The following is a 19,187-nucleotide window of genomic DNA, read 5'->3' as shown; positions in this document are numbered from 1 at the left end:
AATATGAATTAGTAGATTTATATATAATCATATATATGCTAGAAAAAACTTTATAAAAAATATTATTTTACAAAAGTTTCACACATAGCCTTAAACTGATCATTTTTATCAACAGAAATAGCTACATTTCTTGATTCACATTTTCCTGAAGAATTAAAAAAACAATTTACTGCCTGACAATTAATTTGAGGATTCATCTTTACTTCATCCATAGAAGAAAATAATTGCATTACTTCTCCAACATAATTAGTATTAGCAAGTGCCTTTACTTGGTTAATGAATTTATTTGACTTATAACTGGAACATTTTGTTTCTAAAGTCGTTGTTGAATCATTTCCTTCAATTAATATATATCCTGCTTGACACATTCCTGCTTCATTATGTACGCAACTCATGGCTGCACAATTTAACATAGTCATAATTATCACTCTTTCTTATATTTTCCTTATGACTTATTTTGCTCCATTATAATAAAACTTATTCTTTGCTCAGTCCACTTTACTTATTCACATATCAACACACTAAAAAATCAGAACAAAATTGCTAAGGCGACTTTAGAGCCGTCAATTTTTTTAGCCATGCACCCTTTCCAAACGCAGTGCAGGAATAATGGTGCGGCATATGATTATTTTTTATTCTTTAGGGGTACTCATCATACCTTTAAAACACTGTATTCTAAAAGTTATCCACAAATTCTTTAATAATATAAATTCCTAAAGAATAAAAAAAGGCACCCCTAAGGGTGCAAATAGAGAATCAGTTGCCAATTAATTCCTTATTATAATTATTGTCTAATACAATAAATAATATACATTCTATCATAACATAATATAATTATTTTGTAAATTATTTGTAAATGATTTTTACATTTAATTATTTAACTAAAATTATTTGTAAAATAATTAATAAAAAGAATAAAAAAGCTCTCGAATAAAATCGAAAGCTTTTTTATTATAAATTTATTATTCGCCTACTACGCTAACTTTTAATAGGTTAGTTGTTCCTGTTTTATCAACTGGAACTCCAGCAGCTAAAACTACTGTATCACCATTTTTAACATAGTTATGTTCTTTTGCTATTTCAACTGATTTTACCATCATTTCGTCAGTTGAAGACATTTTATCAGCAACTATTGGATAAACTCCCCATGAGAATGCTAATTGTTTTGCTACTACTTCATCTGGAGTAACAGCTATGATTGTACAATCTGGTCTAGATTTAGATATTCTCTTAGCAGTAGCTCCTGTTTGAGTTGAAGAAATTATAGCAGTTGCTTCTAATTCATTAGCTGCATTACATGCTGCTCTTGAAATTACTTCTGACATAGAAGATTTGTTGTTAGAGTAAGCAACTTTATGAGCTAATTGTTTTTCAGTTTCTTCAGCAATTTTAGCCATAGTTCTAACAGCTTCTACTGGGTAAGTTCCGTTAGCACTTTCTCCTGATAACATTATAGCATCTGTACCATCTAAGATAGCATTAGCTACGTCTGAAACTTCAGCTCTTGTTGGTCTTGGATTTCTGATCATAGAATCTAACATTTGAGTTGCAGTAACAACTGGCTTTCCAGCTGCATTACATTTTTGGATGATCATTTTTTGAACTGCTGGTACTTGTTCTATTGGAATTTCAACACCAAGATCTCCTCTAGCTACCATTACAGCATCAGAGATTTCTAAGATTGAATCGATGTTATCAACACCTTCTTGGTTTTCAATTTTAGGGCAGATTAAGATGTTCTTTCCACCATTTTCATCAAGAACTTTTCTTATAGCTACTACGTCAGCTGCTTTTCTTACGAATGAAGCTGCTATCATAGTAACTCCCATTTCACAACCAAATATTAAATCTGATTTATCTTTTTCTGTAAGAGCTGGTAATTGAATTGAAACTCCTGGTACATTTACACCTTTATGAGTTCCAACTAATCCAGTATTTTGAACTTCACAGATAACTGCGTTTCCTTTTACTGATTTAACAGTTAATCCTACTAAACCGTCATCTATTAAGATTGTGTTTCCTGGCTTAACATCATTAGCTAATCCTTCATAAGTAACTGCACATTTTGTAGTGTCTCCAACTACTGACATGTCTCCTGCATATACTGTAAATTCTGTACCCTTAACTAATTCAACTTTGTTTGGTTCGAATTTTCCAGTTCTTATTTCTGGTCCTTTTGTATCAAGAATGATAGCTATTTCTTTATCAAGTTTCTTTGATAATTCTTTAACTTTTTCTATTCTTCCTCTATGTTCTTCGTGATCACCATGTGAAAAGTTATGTCTTGAAGCATTCATTCCTGCTAACATTACTTGTTCTAATATTTCTCTGTCTTCACTTGCTGGTCCAATAGTACAAATCATTTTAGTCTTTCTCATGTAAGTACACTCCTCTTTATTCTAATTAGTTTATAAAAATTTATATAAATAAAAATTTATTAGCGTGATAATACTTCTGCTACATTATATAGATCTATATCGAATTTGCTTTCCATAGCTAATGCTTCATCTATATCTTGGTCTATAATTTGATTATCTCTAATTCCTATTACTCTTGAAGTTTCTCCTTGTAGAAGAACATCTACTGCTCTAGCTCCTAATCTTGAAGCTAAAACTCTATCGGAAGCTGATGGTGCTCCACCTCTTTGAATATGACCTAAAATTGTAGCTCTTGCTTCTATTCCTGTTAATTCTTGAACATATTTTGATAGTTCTTCTGCTCCACCAATTCCTTCTGCAAGAATAACTATACTATGAGTTTTTCCATGGTTTTTACCTTCTAATATAGTTCTGCAAAGAGCATCTCTATCGAAGTCACCCATTTCTGGAACTATTATAGCTTCTGCTCCACTTGATATACCAGCATGAAGAGCTAAATCTCCACAATCTCTTCCCATAACTTCAATTATTGAAACTCTTTCATGAGAAGTTGATGTATCTCTTATTTTATTTATTGCATCAACAATAGTATTTAATGCTGTATCAAATCCTATTGTGAAATCAGTATAAGCTAAATCATTATCTATTGTTCCTGGTAATCCTATAGTCTTGATTCCTAGTTTTGATAGTAACTTGGCTCCCATGAAAGATCCATCTCCACCAATAACAACTAAAGCATCTACACCATAAGCATTTAGTATTTTAACTGCTCTTTTTCTTACCTCTTCATCTTTGAACTCTGGGCATCTAGCAGTTCTTAGGATTGTTCCACCTCTTTGAATAATATCAGATACTGATGTTCTATTCATTGCAAATAGCTCACCATTAAGTAATCCACTGTAGCCTCTTTGAACTCCCATAACTTCAAGTCCTTTATCAATGGCTGTTCTTACTACTGCTCTTATAGCGGCATTCATTCCTGGGGCATCTCCACCACTTGTTAAAATAGCTATTTTCTTCATAATATATTCCTCCTTAAAAAACAACTAGGACACCCAAAGTCCTACCTGCGCATAGTTTATGCATATCTTATTAACCACTAACAATTGTACATAAAAATGTAATATTTATCAATCATATTTAGATAAGTTTTGATATTAATATATTTTTATCTAAAAAATCCATAACATATTTAGTGATTTTTTAGACAACATTATATATAATTCTTTATTTATCATGATAATTATTAAATAAAATAGTGTTAACATATTAGATTATATACTAATTTTATATATTTTTAAATAACACTCAACTTATATTATAACCAAGTAAAATTAAAATCATATACTATTATGATTATTTTTTATTTTACACTATTAGATATTATACCCTTAATAACTATAATTCTATCACTTTTACATTTTCATCTCCAACAAATTTTCTTAGTAAATCTAAAGATTCTTCATTCATATCTATCCATCTATCTCTTGGAACTCTAAACTGCTGTCTTTGCTCTGCTGCAAAAATATAAATAGGTGTATCACCTTTATAATTTTTTATTAAGTCCTTTAAATTTAAACTTAATTCTTTTGCTTTAATAGTATTTTGTACTCTTAAATATATTTTAGAAGCATTTATTTTTTCCAAAGGTTCTATACTTTCACATATTAATTTAGGCAACTCATCTGTTTTTAGACTTATTCTACCTTTAATTATTACTAGATCGTCCTCATTGCATAGTTCTCTAACTCTATCTAATACTTTTGGAAAAACTATAACCTCTATGGTTCCAGTTAAATCTTCTAATTGTAAAAATGCCATAATTGTGTTATTTCTTGTAACTTTTTTATTCACTTGTGTTAATATTCCACCAAGAATCACTCTATCATTATCATTAATTCCAGATTCATTATTAATAATAACATCATCTAGCATTGGAATTTCTAAAGTATCATCTAATAACTCATGATGTGAAAATATTTTTCCTATTTCATTTGAAGTTTGAAATTTTAAACTTTGTGCATAATCATCTAATGGATGACCTGATATATATAATCCCGTCATCTCTTTTTCCATTGTTAATAATGAACGTTTATCAAATTCATTTATATTTGGATATTCTATTTCTGGTACATAAATATCATCTGATGCAAACAAACTTATTTGTCCATCTATATTTCTTTTTCTATCACTTGAAATACTATCAACCATTTTTTCATATACAGCCAATAATTTTGATCTATATATCTTAAAGCTATCAAATGTTCCTGATTTTATTAAACTTTCAATAGTTCTTTTGTTTATAGCAGATAAATCTATCTTACTAATGAAATCAAATAATGAATCAAATTTACCTTTATTCTCTCTTGTTTTCACAACACTATTTATTAAATTCATACCAACATTTTTTATAGCTGCCAAACCGAATCTGATAGTTTCTCCTTTAACAGTAAATTTAGCAAAACTTTCATTTATATCTGGTGGAAGTACTTGTATACCCAATTCTTCAGCTTTCGAAATATAATATACTACTTTTTCACTACTTCCCATAAATGAATTTAACATGGCTGCTATCATTTCTACAGGATAATATTTCATTAAATATGCAGTTTGATATCCAACTACTGCATATGCTGCTGCATGGGATTTATTAAATGCATACGAAGCAAAATCCATCATATTATCAAAGATCTTATTTGCTGCTTCTTCACTAATTCCATTTCTAATACATCCTGGAACTACCACTTCATCATTTTCTATAATTCCATGAATGAAATTCTTTCTTTCTTCTTCCATGACTTTATGTTTCTTCTTTGACATGGCTCTTCTAACCATATCACTTCGTCCCATAGAATATCCTGCTAGCTTTCTAACTATCTCCATAACTTGCTCTTGATATACCATTACTCCATACGTTACATCTAGTATTTCTTCTAGTTCTGGTGCATCATATTTGACTTTCTCAGGATTTCTCTTACATTCTATATATCTTGGTATTTCAGCCATTGGACCTGGTCTATATAATGAAATTCCGGCAATTATATCTTCTAAAGAATCAGGCTTTAATTCTTTCATGAATGATACCATTCCAGGAGATTCTAATTGGAATACTCCCGCAGTCTTCCCTTCCCCTATCATCTTATAAACTTCTTTATCGTCAAAATCGATTTTATCTAAATCTATATCTATATTTCTATTTTCTTTTATAATTTTAAGTGCCTCATTCATTACAGTTAATGTTCTAAGACCTAAGAAATCCATTTTCAATAATCCTAGTTCTTCTAATGTAGTCATTCCAAATTGAGTTACTATCATTTCATCATTTTTTTGTAAAGGTACGTATTGAACCAATGGCGTTGATGCAATAACTACACCAGCTGCATGAGTTGATGAATGTCTTGGAAGTCCTTCTAAGTCCTTTGACATATCTATTAATGACTTAACTCTTTCGTCTTTATCATATATCTCTTTAAGTTCAGGATTAAAATCAAGTGCCTTTTCTATAGTTATACCAAGCATTGTAGGTATCATTTTACATATCTTATCAACTTCACTATAGCTATAATTCATAGCTCTACCTACATCCCTAATACATGCTCTAGCTGCCATTGTTCCAAAGGTTATAATTTGAGATACATTATCTTCTCCATACTTTTCTACTACATAATCTATTACTTCCTGTCTTCTCTCATAGCAAAAATCGCTATCAATATCGGGCATAGATACTCTTTCGGGATTTAAGAATCTTTCAAATATTAGACTATACTTTATTGGATCTATCTTCGTTATTCCTAATGTATATGCAATTATTGAGCCCGCGGCGCTACCACGCCCAGGTCCTGTTGGTATTCCATTATCATTAGCAAATTTAATAAAATCCCAAACAATTAGGAAATAATCAATATATCCCATTTGTTTTATTATCTGAAGCTCATATTCAAGCCTATCTATAAGATCTTTTGCAGAATCATTTTTAGATTTTAAGTCATCTAATTTAGCATAATCTAGATCCTTCCCCCTAAACTCTTTAAATTCCTCATATCTCTCTATTAATCCCATATAACAAGTATTCTTCAAATAATTATACGGTTCTTCACCTTCTGGTAATGGAAATTTAGGTAACTTAGATTCATGGAATTTATATTCATAATTACACTGCTTAGAAATTTTCACAGTATTCTCTAATGCTTCAGGTATGTAAGAAAACATTTCCCACATTTCTTCAGGAGATTTTAAATAGAACTGGTCTGAAGGATATCTTCTTCTATTAACATCATCCACAGTTTTTCCTGTTTGAATACACATTAATATGTCATGTGATTTATAACCATCTTTTTTTATGTAATGAACATCATTAGTTGCTACTAATGGTATTCCTAATTCTTTAGATAACTTTATATTTTCTTCATTTACTTTTCTTTGTTCATCCATGCCATGATTTTGAATTTCTAAATAGAAATCCTCTTTAAATATTTCTTTATATAAAAGTGCTGTTTCTTTAGCCTTTTCATAGTTACCTTTCAACTCATAAGATTGCACTTCTCCGCCTAAACAAGCGCTAAGAGCTATTAGCCCTTCACTATGTGCCTTTAAATACTCGTGATCCACTCTAGGCTTATAATAGAACCCTTCTATTGATGCTGTAGATACTATCTTCATTAAATTTCTATAGCCAATCTCATTTTTTACTAACAAAACCAAATGATATGTTGAATTATCTTTATCAGGTTGCTTTATTTTCATAGATTTTCCTGCAACATATACTTCACATCCAAGTATTGGTTTAATCCCATATTCAATGGCTGCTTTATAAAAATCTACAAGTCCATATAAAACTCCATGATCAGTTATAGCTATACTATTCATTCCAAGTTCTTTTGTTTTTGCCATGATTTCTTTTATTTTTCCCGATCCATCTAATAAACTATATCCAGTGTGAAGATGAAGATGAACAAAGTCTTTTCTTTCCTTATCAGCTATCCCTATTTCTTTCTCATTTTTAGTTGACACCATCTCAGTAATGTACCTCCCTTCCATAAAAATTAAATATATCTAATTATTTTTACTATTATCCTTATATTTTAATATCACATGCTCTTTACTTTCCTCTAAAAATATTTCTAAGTAAGCTAATTTTTGAAAGCAAAAATCTTCAATTTGCTTTTCACTAGACTCTCTCTGATAATAATCATGAGTGTATCTATTTCTTAACTTCACTGCCATAGATAAACAGTTCTTTAGATTTTTATCAAAAAAACCCTCATTAAAAGCTTGTTCTATTAATTTTAATGAAGTTGTAGTACTATTCACTCTTCCATCGTTAATGATTATATAACTTTCGCATATATCAATAATATATTCACAGAAATCTTGAAAAAATGCAAACATAGCTCTTCTAATTATTTTACTATTAGTGTTTTTATATTGATTAATAGATTCCTTTAAATCACTTAAGTTATTATAAGCAGCCTTATATTTTTCTAAAAACTTTTCTTTTTTATACTTATAGTAAGGACTCATCTATCACACCTCCAAAATAACTATACTGTTCATCTATCTTTAAAATCTTCTCCAATCGTTCATTATTTCTAACAAATTTTAAAACATAGTGTTGAAAATCATACCATGCTTCTTCATCAACTATATATTTATTATTACTATCTACTGCAATCCTTGCATACTTGCTTTCGAATTCCTTAAATAATATAAATGTAAGATGAATTTTATCATAATTATAGTATTCCATTGCTAATTCTACAAGTTCCTCTTCAATATCTAATGTATCAAGAAAACTAATGTTTGATTTTACAATCACAGCTAAGTCAATATCACTTCTATCCCTTATCCAATATTCAGTTCCGTAACTACCAAATTGAGCTATACACACAATACTATTAAATTCTCTAAGCTTATTTAAAAATTCAACTTTTTCCAAAAAGTAATCACCACCTATATATAATTATAGACTAACAATATTAATTCTTAAACCAAAACACTAACTTTAGTAAAATTCTTTTATAATACAATATGCGTAAAATAAGTGTATTGTATAATTAATTTAAGAGGTGTTAAATATGCGTAAATTAATTCCTATTAGTATTATAGCCATACTACTAATTTCATATATCAATTATAACAATATTGATAGATTTCCTAACGAAATTCCTACCGTAAAATTAATTATAAATGAAAAAAACTACAATACTAAGATGGAGAAAGCTACGTTAGATACAAAGCATCTAACGTAGCTTTTATTAAATTCATTCTAAAAATCTAATGACTTACTACATTCTACATAAGGTCCAACAACCTTTTTAACTTTTTCCACATGATATTCATTAATATCATAAGCTAAACAGTCTTCCTTAGAGTCAAATCTAGTTATAATTCCAATATCAAAGCTTCTTTCACTTCTTATAACATCAACACCAACTTCTAATTCCTTAAGTTCTTCAATATTTCCGTTCATACTTAATAAAGCTTCTTCAACAAACTTTATATTTTCCTTAGTTGGGTCCTTTAATTTAAAAAATACTATATGTGTAAACATAAATTCACCATCCCTTTTAGTATATATTTTTATATTTAGCTATATTTTAAGTGAATTTGATATTTTAGCATAATGGCGTAGTGGCATTGGAATTTGCTTTTTAGAACTCTTAATAGATATTTGTTGAATTAATTGCTTGTCACAATTTTACATTGGGAGCATGCATTAATTGGACTAGTATCTATTTTAGAGTTCTTAAAGTAAATTCCTCAGTCCACGAGCTTTATACTAAAATATCAGCACCCCTTTAAAACATAGCATTTCTTTTAGTTTCCGGTTCTTAATTCTTCTGCTATTTTCTCAATTTTTCTTAGTCTATGATTTATTCCAGACTTCCCAACTTTTGGATCAAGCATTTGTCCTAATTCCTTTAATGACTCATCTGGATAATTTAATCTTAATTCTGCTACTTCTCTAAGATTTTGTGGTAATCTTTGTAATCCTATTTTATTTTGAATTAATCTAATACTTTCAACTTGTCTAACTGCAGCGTTAACTGTTTTAGATAAATTAGCAGTTTCACAATTAACGAGTCTATTGACATTATTTCTCATTTCCTTCATTATACGTATATTTTCAAGTTCTAATAGAGATGCATGAGCACCAATTATATTAAGTAAGTCTACAATTTGTTCTCCTTCTTTAATATAAATTATATGACTACTTTTTCTTTGGATAACTTTAGAATTCAATCCAAAAGTATTTATAATATCCTTTAAATCTATAGCATATTCTTCACTATGAGTAACAAATTCTAAGTGATATGTTCTTTCTGGATTACTTATACTTCCACCACCAATAAAAGCACCTCTTATATAGGCTCTTCTGTTCTCTTCTGTTTCAATCATACTCTTATTAATTCGGTAATTTAAGTTCATTATGCCATCAATATCTTGTAGTATTCCAGTCTCGTATAATAGCTCTCTAACACCCATATCTTCTGAAATAACAACCATATAAATATTATTCTTTTTTAGAGAATTACTTTTTTTAACCATAAGCTTTGAGTGTATATTAAAATGTTCTTTTAAGAGAGTAAATATTAGTCTTGCACTTGCTGGATTTTCTGTGGTCATTTTGAAGCTTAAACCACTTCCACTAAAAGCTATGGTTCCACTCACTTTCATTATTGCAGATATTTCTGCTAATGCATCTTCTTTACACATATCCACATATCTACATATTTCGCCTTTAACTTTAGATGAAAATGACATCCTATTTCCCCTTATCTATAATTTTTTTAGAATTGATTTAGTTTTCTCTTCTTTTACTCTTTCTTTAATACGCTGAGATAAATACATATATTCTATTATCTTTTTCTTATCATATAGCAATTTCTTTTCCATAATAGTATCAACTAAAACTTGAGCTAATTTATCAGCATCATGCTTTATAAATCCCTTACTTATTTTAACTAAATTGTCACCAATTATTTTTATTCCTAAGTTATCTACAGCTTCACTATCTAGTTTAACTAATTCAGCATCTTCTAATTTATACTTTTCTTTTAATTCATTTTCCACTTCACCAACATTAGCAATAACATAATTCACTATATCTTTACCACCATATTTTTGTAACACCTTTAAGTGATCTGATACTTTAAACTTTGTAGTTTCACCTGGCTGTGTCATTATATTAGATATATAAAACTTTAATGCCTCGCTTTTTCTTACTTCTTTTGCTATATCTTTTACTAATAAATTAGGTATTATACTTGTATAAAGGCTTCCTGGTCCCATAACGATGGCATCAGCTTCTCTTATAGCTTCTATAGCTTCTTTTAATGGCTTTGCATTTTCAGGTATAATTCTAAAATTTCTTATTTTTGAATTTTGTTTTATAGCTTCTTCCGGTATTTGAGATTCTCCCCTAATCACTTTTCCATTTTTAAGGGTTGCTTCAAGTTCCATATTATCTAAAGTTACTGGAACAACTTTTCCTGTAACTGCTAATACAGAACTCATTTTTTGTACCGCTTCTTCAAAATTATCAGAAATTCCATCCATTGCTGCTAAAAATAAATTACCAAAGCTTTGGTTTTTCAGTTTTCCTTCTTTAAATCTATATTGAAGTAAATTCTCCATTATAGGCTCTGTATCTGCTAAAGCTAATATACAGTTTCTTATATCTCCTGGTGGAAGCATTCCTAAGTCTTCTCTTAAATCTCCGGATCCACCACCATCATCAGCAACTGTTACTATTGCAGTTATATTAGATGTATAGTACTTAAGTCCCCTAAGCATAGTAGAAAGGCCTGTTCCGCCTCCTATAACTACTATCTTAGGTCCCTTTATTAATAATCTCTTTTCCTCTATAAAACTTTCTATCTTTTTACTGTCAAAAGATACTTTTATATATCCTCTATTTACTAATGCTATTATTGATTTCATACTTTCAGTTACCGAAATATACAAAACAAAAATTCCTGTAATATTTAAAAATACATAAAATATTTTATAATATAAATCATATACTCTATGAGTTACTAATTCTGTAAATCCAAATGCAATTAATAATATCCCAAATATACCAAAGAAGAGCCACCTCTTAACTTTGATTCCCGGTTTAATTAATTCCTTTATCCTCATAGTTTCTTTTCTCCTCTATGAAGATCTTCACCAACATCTCTATGCTCTATCTTTGCTTTGTAATTTCCTTTATTTAATCTTTCATGAATCTCATTAGCAATTGCTACAGAACGATGTCTTCCCCCTGTGCATCCTATAGAGATTATAAGTTGTCTTTTTCCTTCTTTTATATAATTAGGTACTAAATATTCAAGCATATCTTGTAACTTTTCTATAAAAGTAATAGTTTCTTCCTGCTTTAATACATAGTCCTTTACTGATTTATCATTGCCTGAATATTGTTTAAGTTCAGGTATATAAAATGGATTTGGTATAAACCTTACATCAAATACTAAATCTGAATCCACTGGTATACCATATTTGAATCCAAAGCTTAATACAGTAATTGATAATTGCTTTTCTGATTCAATATTATCCCCATAATGTTCATTCATCTTTTCTCTTAAATCTCTTATAGCATATTTTGATGTATCAATTATTATATCTGCTCTGTCTTTAATTTCTCTTAATTTGCTTCTTTCTTGAATTATTCCATTTAAAACTCTACCATCTGGTGATAATGGATGACTTCTTCTTGATTCTTTAAACCTCTTTATAAGAACTTCATCTGAGGCATCTAAAAATAATATTTCATATTTAAATTCATTTTCCTTTAAGTAATTTAAAGTTTCAAATAAATCATCAAAGAAGACTCCTCCTCTTATATCAATTACTAATGCAACTTTATCAATTTTCCCATCGCTTTGAGAACATAACTCTGCAAATTTATTTATTAATTTAGGTGGCAAATTATCAACACAAAAATATCCTAAGTCTTCTAAACTTCTAGTTGCTTGTGTTTTACCTGCACCTGATAATCCTGTAACTATCACAAATCTCATCTAATAAGACCTCCTTATCTATAAACGATAACTTATTTAATAACTATCATCTTAAAATTATAACATATTATAGAGTATACATTGTAATAAAAAAAGTTCTATGACTATTTTTAATTAAATGTTTTATCAATATTATAAGAACAAAGTAGTTGTATCACGCCTTTTAGTTTAAAATAAAAAGATTAGAATTGAAAACTTGGGTTTAAAATCCTAAAAATTTTCTACTAAATATCTACTTTAAAAATTCCAATATAGAGTTTTTTTAGGCTCTGTTTTAAATGCATGTTGATATATGCAATAGGTAAAGTGGCATATATCAACACTCTGCTAAAACATAGCCTTTTTTAAAAATAAAGAACTCAAAAGCATTAACGCTTTTGAGTTCTTTATTTTTTTAAATATTATATGATTAATCTTCACCTATTATTCTAACTTCTGGATATAAATCTACATCAAATTGTTTCTTTACTTCTTTTTGAACATATTCTATTAAATCTAGAATATCCTTAGCTGTAGCATTCCCTTTGTTTATTATAAAACCACAATGTTTGCCTGATACAGCAGCTCCACCTAAAGTAAAACCTTTTAATCCTGCATCTTGAATTAACTTACCAGCAAAATGACCTTCAGGTCTTTTAAATGTGCTACCTGCAGATGGGAATTCTAAAGGTTGCTTTTCTTCTCTTTTGTTTGTTAATTCAGATACTCGTCCTTCAATCTTGTCTTTTTCTCCAGATTCAAAGCAGAAAGTCGCACTTATTACTATATAATTTTTTTTCATTATTATTGATGTTCTATAGCCTAATTTTAATTCCTCTTTTGACAGAGTTATTATATTTCCCTCTTCATCCATAACTTCTGCTTCTTTAATTACAAAAGAAACCTCTCCATCGTAAGCACCTGCATTCATAAACACAGCTCCACCTACACTACCTGGGATTCCACATGCAAATTCAAATCCAGTTAATGATGCTTTCAAAGCTTCAGCTGATACATCTTTTAATAACGCACCACTTTCTGCTTTTATTATATTTCCATCTCTAACTATATTATTAAATTCAGATAACTTTATAACAACTCCTCTTATTCCAGAATCTTTAACTAAAACATTAGATCCATTTCCTAGAACATAAAAAGGTATCTTATTTTCTTTACATATCTTTATTGTTTCTACTATTTGTTCTTTAGTATTTGGAGTTAAAAGTATATCTACTGGTCCCCCAACTCTAAAATTTATATGCTCACTCATTTTTGCATTTTCTTGCATTTGTGTATCTCTGTATAAATTGCTAAATAAAACTCTATAGTTTTTATTTTGATTCATGATAAAACTCCTCAAATACTTATATTGATTTTTTAAGTAAATATTATTATTTCCGTATTATTATAGCATAAATTATGAATTATGTTCATGTTTTTTAAAATAAGATATAATACTATCTGCAGCCTTATTATCTATTGATTCTGTAGATAATAATTCTTCTAATTTAGCATTTTTTATATTCTCAACACTTCCAAATTTCATAAGTAACGCTCTTCTTCTTTTTGCACCAATATTAGGTATATCTTCTAATATTGAATGTAGTGTTCTCTTATCTCTCAAACTTCTATGATATGTTATTGCGAATCTATGAACTTCATCTTGTACTCTTCTTATAAATTGCATAAGATTTGAGCTTCTATTTATAATAATCTCTTCGTTATTATAAATAATCCCTCTAGTTGAATGATGATCATCTTTAACTAATCCGCATACAGGTATCTTTATATCCAACTTATTTAATACCTCTTTAGCTACATTAACTTGACCTTTTCCACCATCCATCATAATTAGATCTGGAAAATTAGAGAACTTTCCATTTGAAAACTTAAGATTTCTCTCTTGTATTTCTTTTACTTCTTTTAATCCATGAGTAAATCTTCTTTCTAAAATTTCTCTCATGCTATCATATTCATTACCATTTTTAACATATTTTATACTAAACCTTCTATAATCACTATTCTTGGCTTTTCCATTTTCAAAGACTATCATAGAACCAACTGAATCTACGCCTTGTATATTAGATATATCAAAAGACTCTATTCTATTTGGTATATCATCTAAATTCAAAAGTTCCTTCAGTTCTTCTAAACACCCTCTATTTATTTCCTTGTCCATTAATAACTTTTCTTTAAATTGTTCTAAAGTAAGCTTTGCATTATTTTTTACTAATTCTAACATTTCTTTTTTACTTCCCTTTTTAGGCACTTTAACATTAACTTTAGAACCTCTTTTTATTTTTAAAAATTCTTCTAAAATTTCAGTATCTTGTTCTTTAGGGATATAAATATGTTTAGGTACTTTAGGCGTTCCCCCATAAAAAGAAATCATAAACTGAGATAGAATACTACTTTCCTCTTGATATGTACTATTTTCCAATATAAAATGTTCTCTGCCAGTAACTTTTCCACCTCTAAGAAAGAATACTTGAACACAACAATCTTTTTCATCTTTATACAAATTAATAAAATCTTCGTCTCCTTCTTGAGATTTAAAGATCTTTTGTTTTTCTACTATATTATCTATAGCTATTATTTTATCCCTCAATGAAGCTGCCTTTTCAAATTCCAAATTTTGTGAAGCATTCTCCATATCTTTTTGAAGTTTATTCACTAAATCTTTATTCTTTCCACTTAAAAGTTCCATTACTTCACTTATCATATTTCTATATTCTTCTTTAGATATGTATCCTGCACAAGGTGCATTGCATTTTTTTATATGATAATTTAAACATGGTCTAGTTGGATTACCACCTTCTGTTATAGCTTTCTTACATGTTCTTATTGGAAATATTTTTTTTATTAAGTTCATAGTTTCATAAACAGAAGCTATATTAGTGTATGGTCCAAAATATTTATTACCATCTTTTGCATATTTTCTAGTAATAAAAATTTTAGGAAATTCTTCGTTTATAGTAACTTTTATAAACGGGTAAAACTTATCATCCTTTAAAAGTATGTTATATCTTGGACTATATTTTTTTATTAGATTACATTCTAATATTAATGCTTCCATTTCTGAGTCAGTGATTATATATTCAAATTCTGCAATATTCTTTACCATAGCTTTTACTTTTTCAGAATGATTTTTTGAATTTTGAAAGTATTGTCTTACTCTATTTTTAAGTATTTTTGCTTTTCCAACATAAATAACTTCACCAAGAGAATTCTTCATTAAATATACCCCAGGCTTATCTGGTAAAATTTTAAGTTGATTTTTAAAGTCAAATATTATCATCACCTCCGCAAATTATATTTTTCTGTATTCTAATAATGTTGATATTATAATATACTATCGATATTACAATATCAACATTTAGTTAACGCTATGTCTAGATAGTGTTACATTATACACACCATCTAGACATAGCGTTAGTTAAATATATTTAATTTTAGCTTTGTTTTAAATATGTGTTAATTATGTAATAGATAAAATTGGACTATACTTATTCATATATAAACATAAATTTAAAACAGAACTTATTCTTTTATTTTTGATTTGATAATGCAGATTGTATAACTTCACCTGCAACTTGGGCTGCGACTCCTGATCCATATCCACCATTTTCAACAATAACAGCTATTGCAACTTTAGGATTATTCTCTGGTGCAAAACCTATGAACCATGAATGAGGTTTAGCATCTTGGCCATTTGGTAATTGATAATCTGCTGTTCCTGTTTTACCACAAGTTTCTGTACCTCTAAATATACTCCAACTACTATTTAATTTAGAATCAACTAAATTTTTCATATAATCTGTTATTATAGCAGCTTCATTTGCATCCATAACTTGTTTTAATTTTTCAGGATTTACTGTTTTTACTGTATTTCCATCCTTATCAATAACTTTATTAACTAATTTAGGTTTCATCATAGCTCCATCATTAGCTATTGTGCTAGATACTAAAGCCATTTGCATAGGCGTAGATAATATACTACTTTGACCTATTCCTGTTTGTGCTATACTTCCAACTTCATAACTTTTTAGTGTTGGAAATTGACTTTTTTGTATTGTAAATCCATCAGCTTCTATAGAATTATTAAATCCAAATTTTTCTGCTGTAGATTTCAATTTATCATTGCCTAATTCCATTGCTAAACCACCAAAGACAACGTTACTTGACACTCTAAATGCATTTTTTAAATCCAAGCTTCCATAAGCTGCTCCACCTGCATTGCTTAATGAATGACTATCATTGAATACAAGCTTACCATCATCTTGGAATTGTCTATTAGTTATTCCTGCTATATTTTCTAAAGCACTTGTAAGAGTCACTGTTTTAAATGTTGAGCCTGGTGGATATAATCCCCCAGTCGCTCTATTTATAAGTGGACTATCATCCGCACTTCCTTCATTAGCTGCTTTCATTGCTGCCTCTAAATTATTGGGATCATATGTTGGCTTTGATACCATTGCAAGAACTTCCCCTGTTTTAGGGTCTAATGCAACTACTGCACCTTTATTCTTTCCAAGAGCATCATAAGCTACCTTTTGAATATTGGTATTTAAAGTAGTTATTATACTATTACCTATTTTATTTTCTTCTTTTTTTCTCTGCTTAAAAGCATCCTTTAAATTATCCATTGAAAAATCTTTAGTTAAGTTTAAAAATGTATTACCAATAGAGCTATACTCTGATAATTCTTTATCATATGCTGCTTCTAGGCCTGTAGCTCTATATATTGGATCTACGTATCCTAAAGCATGAGTATATAAATCACCATATATATATTCTCTTTTCTGAGTAAGAGCATTATTCTTTTCACTTTTAGTTAAAGCATTGTCATTTCTATCATATATAGTTCCTCTAAGTACTTCATTTCTTCTTGCACTTAATCTTTTATTTCCTTGTTGCTCTGCTATTTTCGGAGCATTAAAAACTTGAAAATATGCTATATAAGAAATAAGAGCTACGAAACAAAATAGAAAAACTATCATCACTTTTTTTACACTATCTGAAATATCCTTCATAGTTAGTCCTCCTCTGATATTTTTTGCAGTATTGAAAGCGCAAAAAACATGGTTATAACTGAGGAACCACCATAACTAACAAGGGGTAAGGTTATACCTGTTAATGGTATTACCGCAAAAACCCCACCTATGATAACTAATACTTGACAAGCTATCATGGCACTAAAACCAACTGCAGTTAATTGAGAAAATCTATCTTTTATAAAAACAGCACTTCTCATTCCTCTATAGAACATTAAGAAATATATAATCATAACTCCAAGACCTATTATTATTCCAAGTTCTTCACAAATTACTGCAAATATAAAATCCGAAGTATTAACTGGAACAAATCCTGGATATCCTTGACCAAGACCACTGCCAAATAATCCTCCTGATGCTATAGCATACATTCCTTCAACTATCTGATATCCTTGACCAGTTGTATCACTCCAAGGATCTCTCCAAATTTCTACTCTTTGTCTCACATGACCAAATAACTTATAAGCAATAAAAGCACCTACTAAAAATAGAATTAAACTTATTATTACATATTTCTTTTTTCCTGTTCCAACATAAAGCATTGTAATTGCTATTCCAAAGAATATTAAAGCTGATCCTAAATCTTTTTGAAGAACCATACACCCTAATGAAAACATAACTACCAAAGCCGGTTCCCAAAGTTGTTTAAAATCCTCTTTTATATTATTTTTATCTTCATAGTTTTGAAGTGCTGCAGCAAGATACAGTACAAATGCTACCTTTCCAAATTCCGACGGTTGAAAGCCCATTCCTCCAATAAATACCCAGTTAGTAGCTCCATATATTTTCGAACCAAACATTAATGCTAATGGCATTAACATTAATGTTATAATTAAGAATACATTTTTATATTTTACAAACTCCCGTATATCAGGTATTGAAAGTACTATAAACATATATATTACAATCCCTGCTATAACCCATATTAATTGTTTTATAGCCACTGTAACATCTAATCTATATAATACAGCTATACCTATAACTGACAATATACATGAAAATATAAATAAAAATTTATCTCCATTAGGATAAAACTTATTCATTAAAATCTTAGCTACTGTTATTAACACACATATTATTGCACCCATATATATGGCACCCTTATCTATAGGATCTTTTAAAATTGCTAAATTCACAAAAAGAGCCATGCACAATATATAAGTTAATATCATTAACTTAGTATCACCTTTTCGTCTCACTATCTCACCTCATCCGCTAAATCTCTAGCTTAGAACTTTAAATGTAGAAGTACCTATTCTTATTTCATCTTTGTTAGATAACTTTTGTTTACCTTTTATTTTATTTCCGTTAACATAAGTCCCATTTGTACTATTTAAATCTTCAATAAACAATCCAGTATTTCTTACAAATACTCTCGCATGATTACCTGAAACGTGCTGATCCGAAAGGGAAATAGAATTTTCTTCTTTTCTTCCAACAGTTAAATCGTTTCTTATTGGAATTACCGAACCTTCTTTTAAATCAGTAGACTCGCCCGGTTTTAATACCTCTAAACCAAAATTACCTCTAGAATTAGTCGGTCTTCTTCTTCTTCCTCCACCTTTTATATCTTTATACATTATTTTTAATGCATAATAAATTATAAAATATAAAACCACAATGAAAATTGCTGCAAATATTCCTGCGGATATTTTTGAAAAATCCATAACTTCACCTCAATACATATTTACTACATCATAATAATGATTATACAACAAAAAGAGTAATTATGACATTATAAACATATCATTTTG

15 protein-coding genes are annotated in these 19,187 nt (G+C 28.9%); all 15 read right to left on the bottom strand.

Annotation, left to right across the window (positions count from 1 at the left end; all coding sequences use genetic code 11):
* Nucleotides 1-62 precede the first annotated feature (62 nt).
* Nucleotides 63-419: a DUF1540 domain-containing protein gene (locus RGC78_RS00770; RefSeq protein WP_252211643.1), complete on the bottom strand. Its 357-nt coding sequence runs from the start codon at nucleotides 417-419 to the stop codon at nucleotides 63-65.
* Nucleotides 420-962: 543 nt separating this feature from the next.
* The gene (gene pyk, locus RGC78_RS00765) at nucleotides 963-2,378 is read right to left on the bottom strand and encodes a pyruvate kinase (RefSeq protein ID WP_252211642.1); all 1,416 of its coding nucleotides are present in this window, start codon (nucleotides 2,376-2,378) and stop codon (nucleotides 963-965) included.
* Between the two features lie 59 nt (nucleotides 2,379-2,437).
* A complete protein-coding gene (gene pfkA, locus RGC78_RS00760) occupies nucleotides 2,438-3,400 on the bottom strand; it encodes a 6-phosphofructokinase (RefSeq protein WP_252211641.1) in 963 nt (320 codons plus the stop codon).
* Nucleotides 3,401-3,776: 376 nt separating this feature from the next.
* Nucleotides 3,777-7,391 (bottom strand): DNA polymerase III subunit alpha, encoded by a 3,615-nt coding sequence (locus tag RGC78_RS00755; RefSeq protein WP_309555754.1) that lies wholly within the window; start codon nucleotides 7,389-7,391, stop codon nucleotides 3,777-3,779.
* 39 nt (nucleotides 7,392-7,430) lie between these two features.
* A complete protein-coding gene (locus RGC78_RS00750; protein WP_309555752.1) occupies nucleotides 7,431-7,898 on the bottom strand; it encodes a HepT-like ribonuclease domain-containing protein in 468 nt (155 codons plus the stop codon).
* A complete protein-coding gene (locus tag RGC78_RS00745; RefSeq protein ID WP_252223991.1) occupies nucleotides 7,882-8,313 on the bottom strand; it encodes a nucleotidyltransferase domain-containing protein in 432 nt (143 codons plus the stop codon). The genes RGC78_RS00750 and RGC78_RS00745 overlap by 17 nt, the downstream gene beginning before the upstream one ends.
* Before the next feature lie 330 nt (nucleotides 8,314-8,643).
* On the bottom strand, nucleotides 8,644-8,928 hold the full coding sequence (locus tag RGC78_RS00740; protein WP_309555750.1) for a Dabb family protein: 285 nt from the start codon (nucleotides 8,926-8,928) through the stop codon (nucleotides 8,644-8,646).
* Between the two features lie 266 nt (nucleotides 8,929-9,194).
* On the bottom strand, nucleotides 9,195-10,142 hold the full coding sequence (gene whiA, locus RGC78_RS00735; RefSeq protein WP_252223989.1) for a DNA-binding protein WhiA: 948 nt from the start codon (nucleotides 10,140-10,142) through the stop codon (nucleotides 9,195-9,197).
* 15 nt (nucleotides 10,143-10,157) lie between these two features.
* A complete protein-coding gene (locus RGC78_RS00730) occupies nucleotides 10,158-11,519 on the bottom strand; it encodes a gluconeogenesis factor YvcK family protein (protein WP_252211636.1) in 1,362 nt (453 codons plus the stop codon).
* Nucleotides 11,516-12,400 (bottom strand): RNase adapter RapZ, encoded by an 885-nt coding sequence (rapZ, locus tag RGC78_RS00725; RefSeq protein WP_252211635.1) that lies wholly within the window; start codon nucleotides 12,398-12,400, stop codon nucleotides 11,516-11,518. The genes RGC78_RS00730 and rapZ overlap by 4 nt, the downstream gene beginning before the upstream one ends.
* 409 nt (nucleotides 12,401-12,809) lie before the next feature.
* Nucleotides 12,810-13,724 (bottom strand): UDP-N-acetylmuramate dehydrogenase, encoded by a 915-nt coding sequence (gene murB, locus RGC78_RS00720; RefSeq protein ID WP_252211634.1) that lies wholly within the window; start codon nucleotides 13,722-13,724, stop codon nucleotides 12,810-12,812.
* Between the two features lie 72 nt (nucleotides 13,725-13,796).
* On the bottom strand, nucleotides 13,797-15,671 hold the full coding sequence (gene uvrC / locus RGC78_RS00715) for an excinuclease ABC subunit UvrC (RefSeq protein ID WP_252212088.1): 1,875 nt from the start codon (nucleotides 15,669-15,671) through the stop codon (nucleotides 13,797-13,799).
* Between the two features lie 256 nt (nucleotides 15,672-15,927).
* Entirely contained in the window at nucleotides 15,928-17,412 is a 1,485-nt protein-coding gene (locus RGC78_RS00710) for a peptidoglycan D,D-transpeptidase FtsI family protein (RefSeq protein ID WP_252211633.1), read from the bottom strand.
* A 2-nt stretch (nucleotides 17,413-17,414) separates the two neighbouring features.
* Nucleotides 17,415-18,605, bottom strand: a complete 1,191-nt coding sequence (locus RGC78_RS00705; RefSeq protein WP_252212086.1) for an FtsW/RodA/SpoVE family cell cycle protein — start codon at nucleotides 18,603-18,605, stop codon at nucleotides 17,415-17,417.
* Between the two features lie 51 nt (nucleotides 18,606-18,656).
* A complete protein-coding gene (locus RGC78_RS00700) occupies nucleotides 18,657-19,100 on the bottom strand; it encodes an FHA domain-containing protein (RefSeq protein ID WP_252211632.1) in 444 nt (147 codons plus the stop codon).
* Between the last annotated feature and the right edge of the window lie 87 nt (nucleotides 19,101-19,187).

Source organism: Clostridium aquiflavi (assembly GCF_031344075.1).
Taxonomy (GTDB): Bacteria; Bacillota; Clostridia; order Clostridiales; family Clostridiaceae; genus Clostridium; species Clostridium aquiflavi.
Note: the sequence above shows the minus strand (reverse complement) of the source record. Positions and strands in the feature narration are given on the sequence as shown.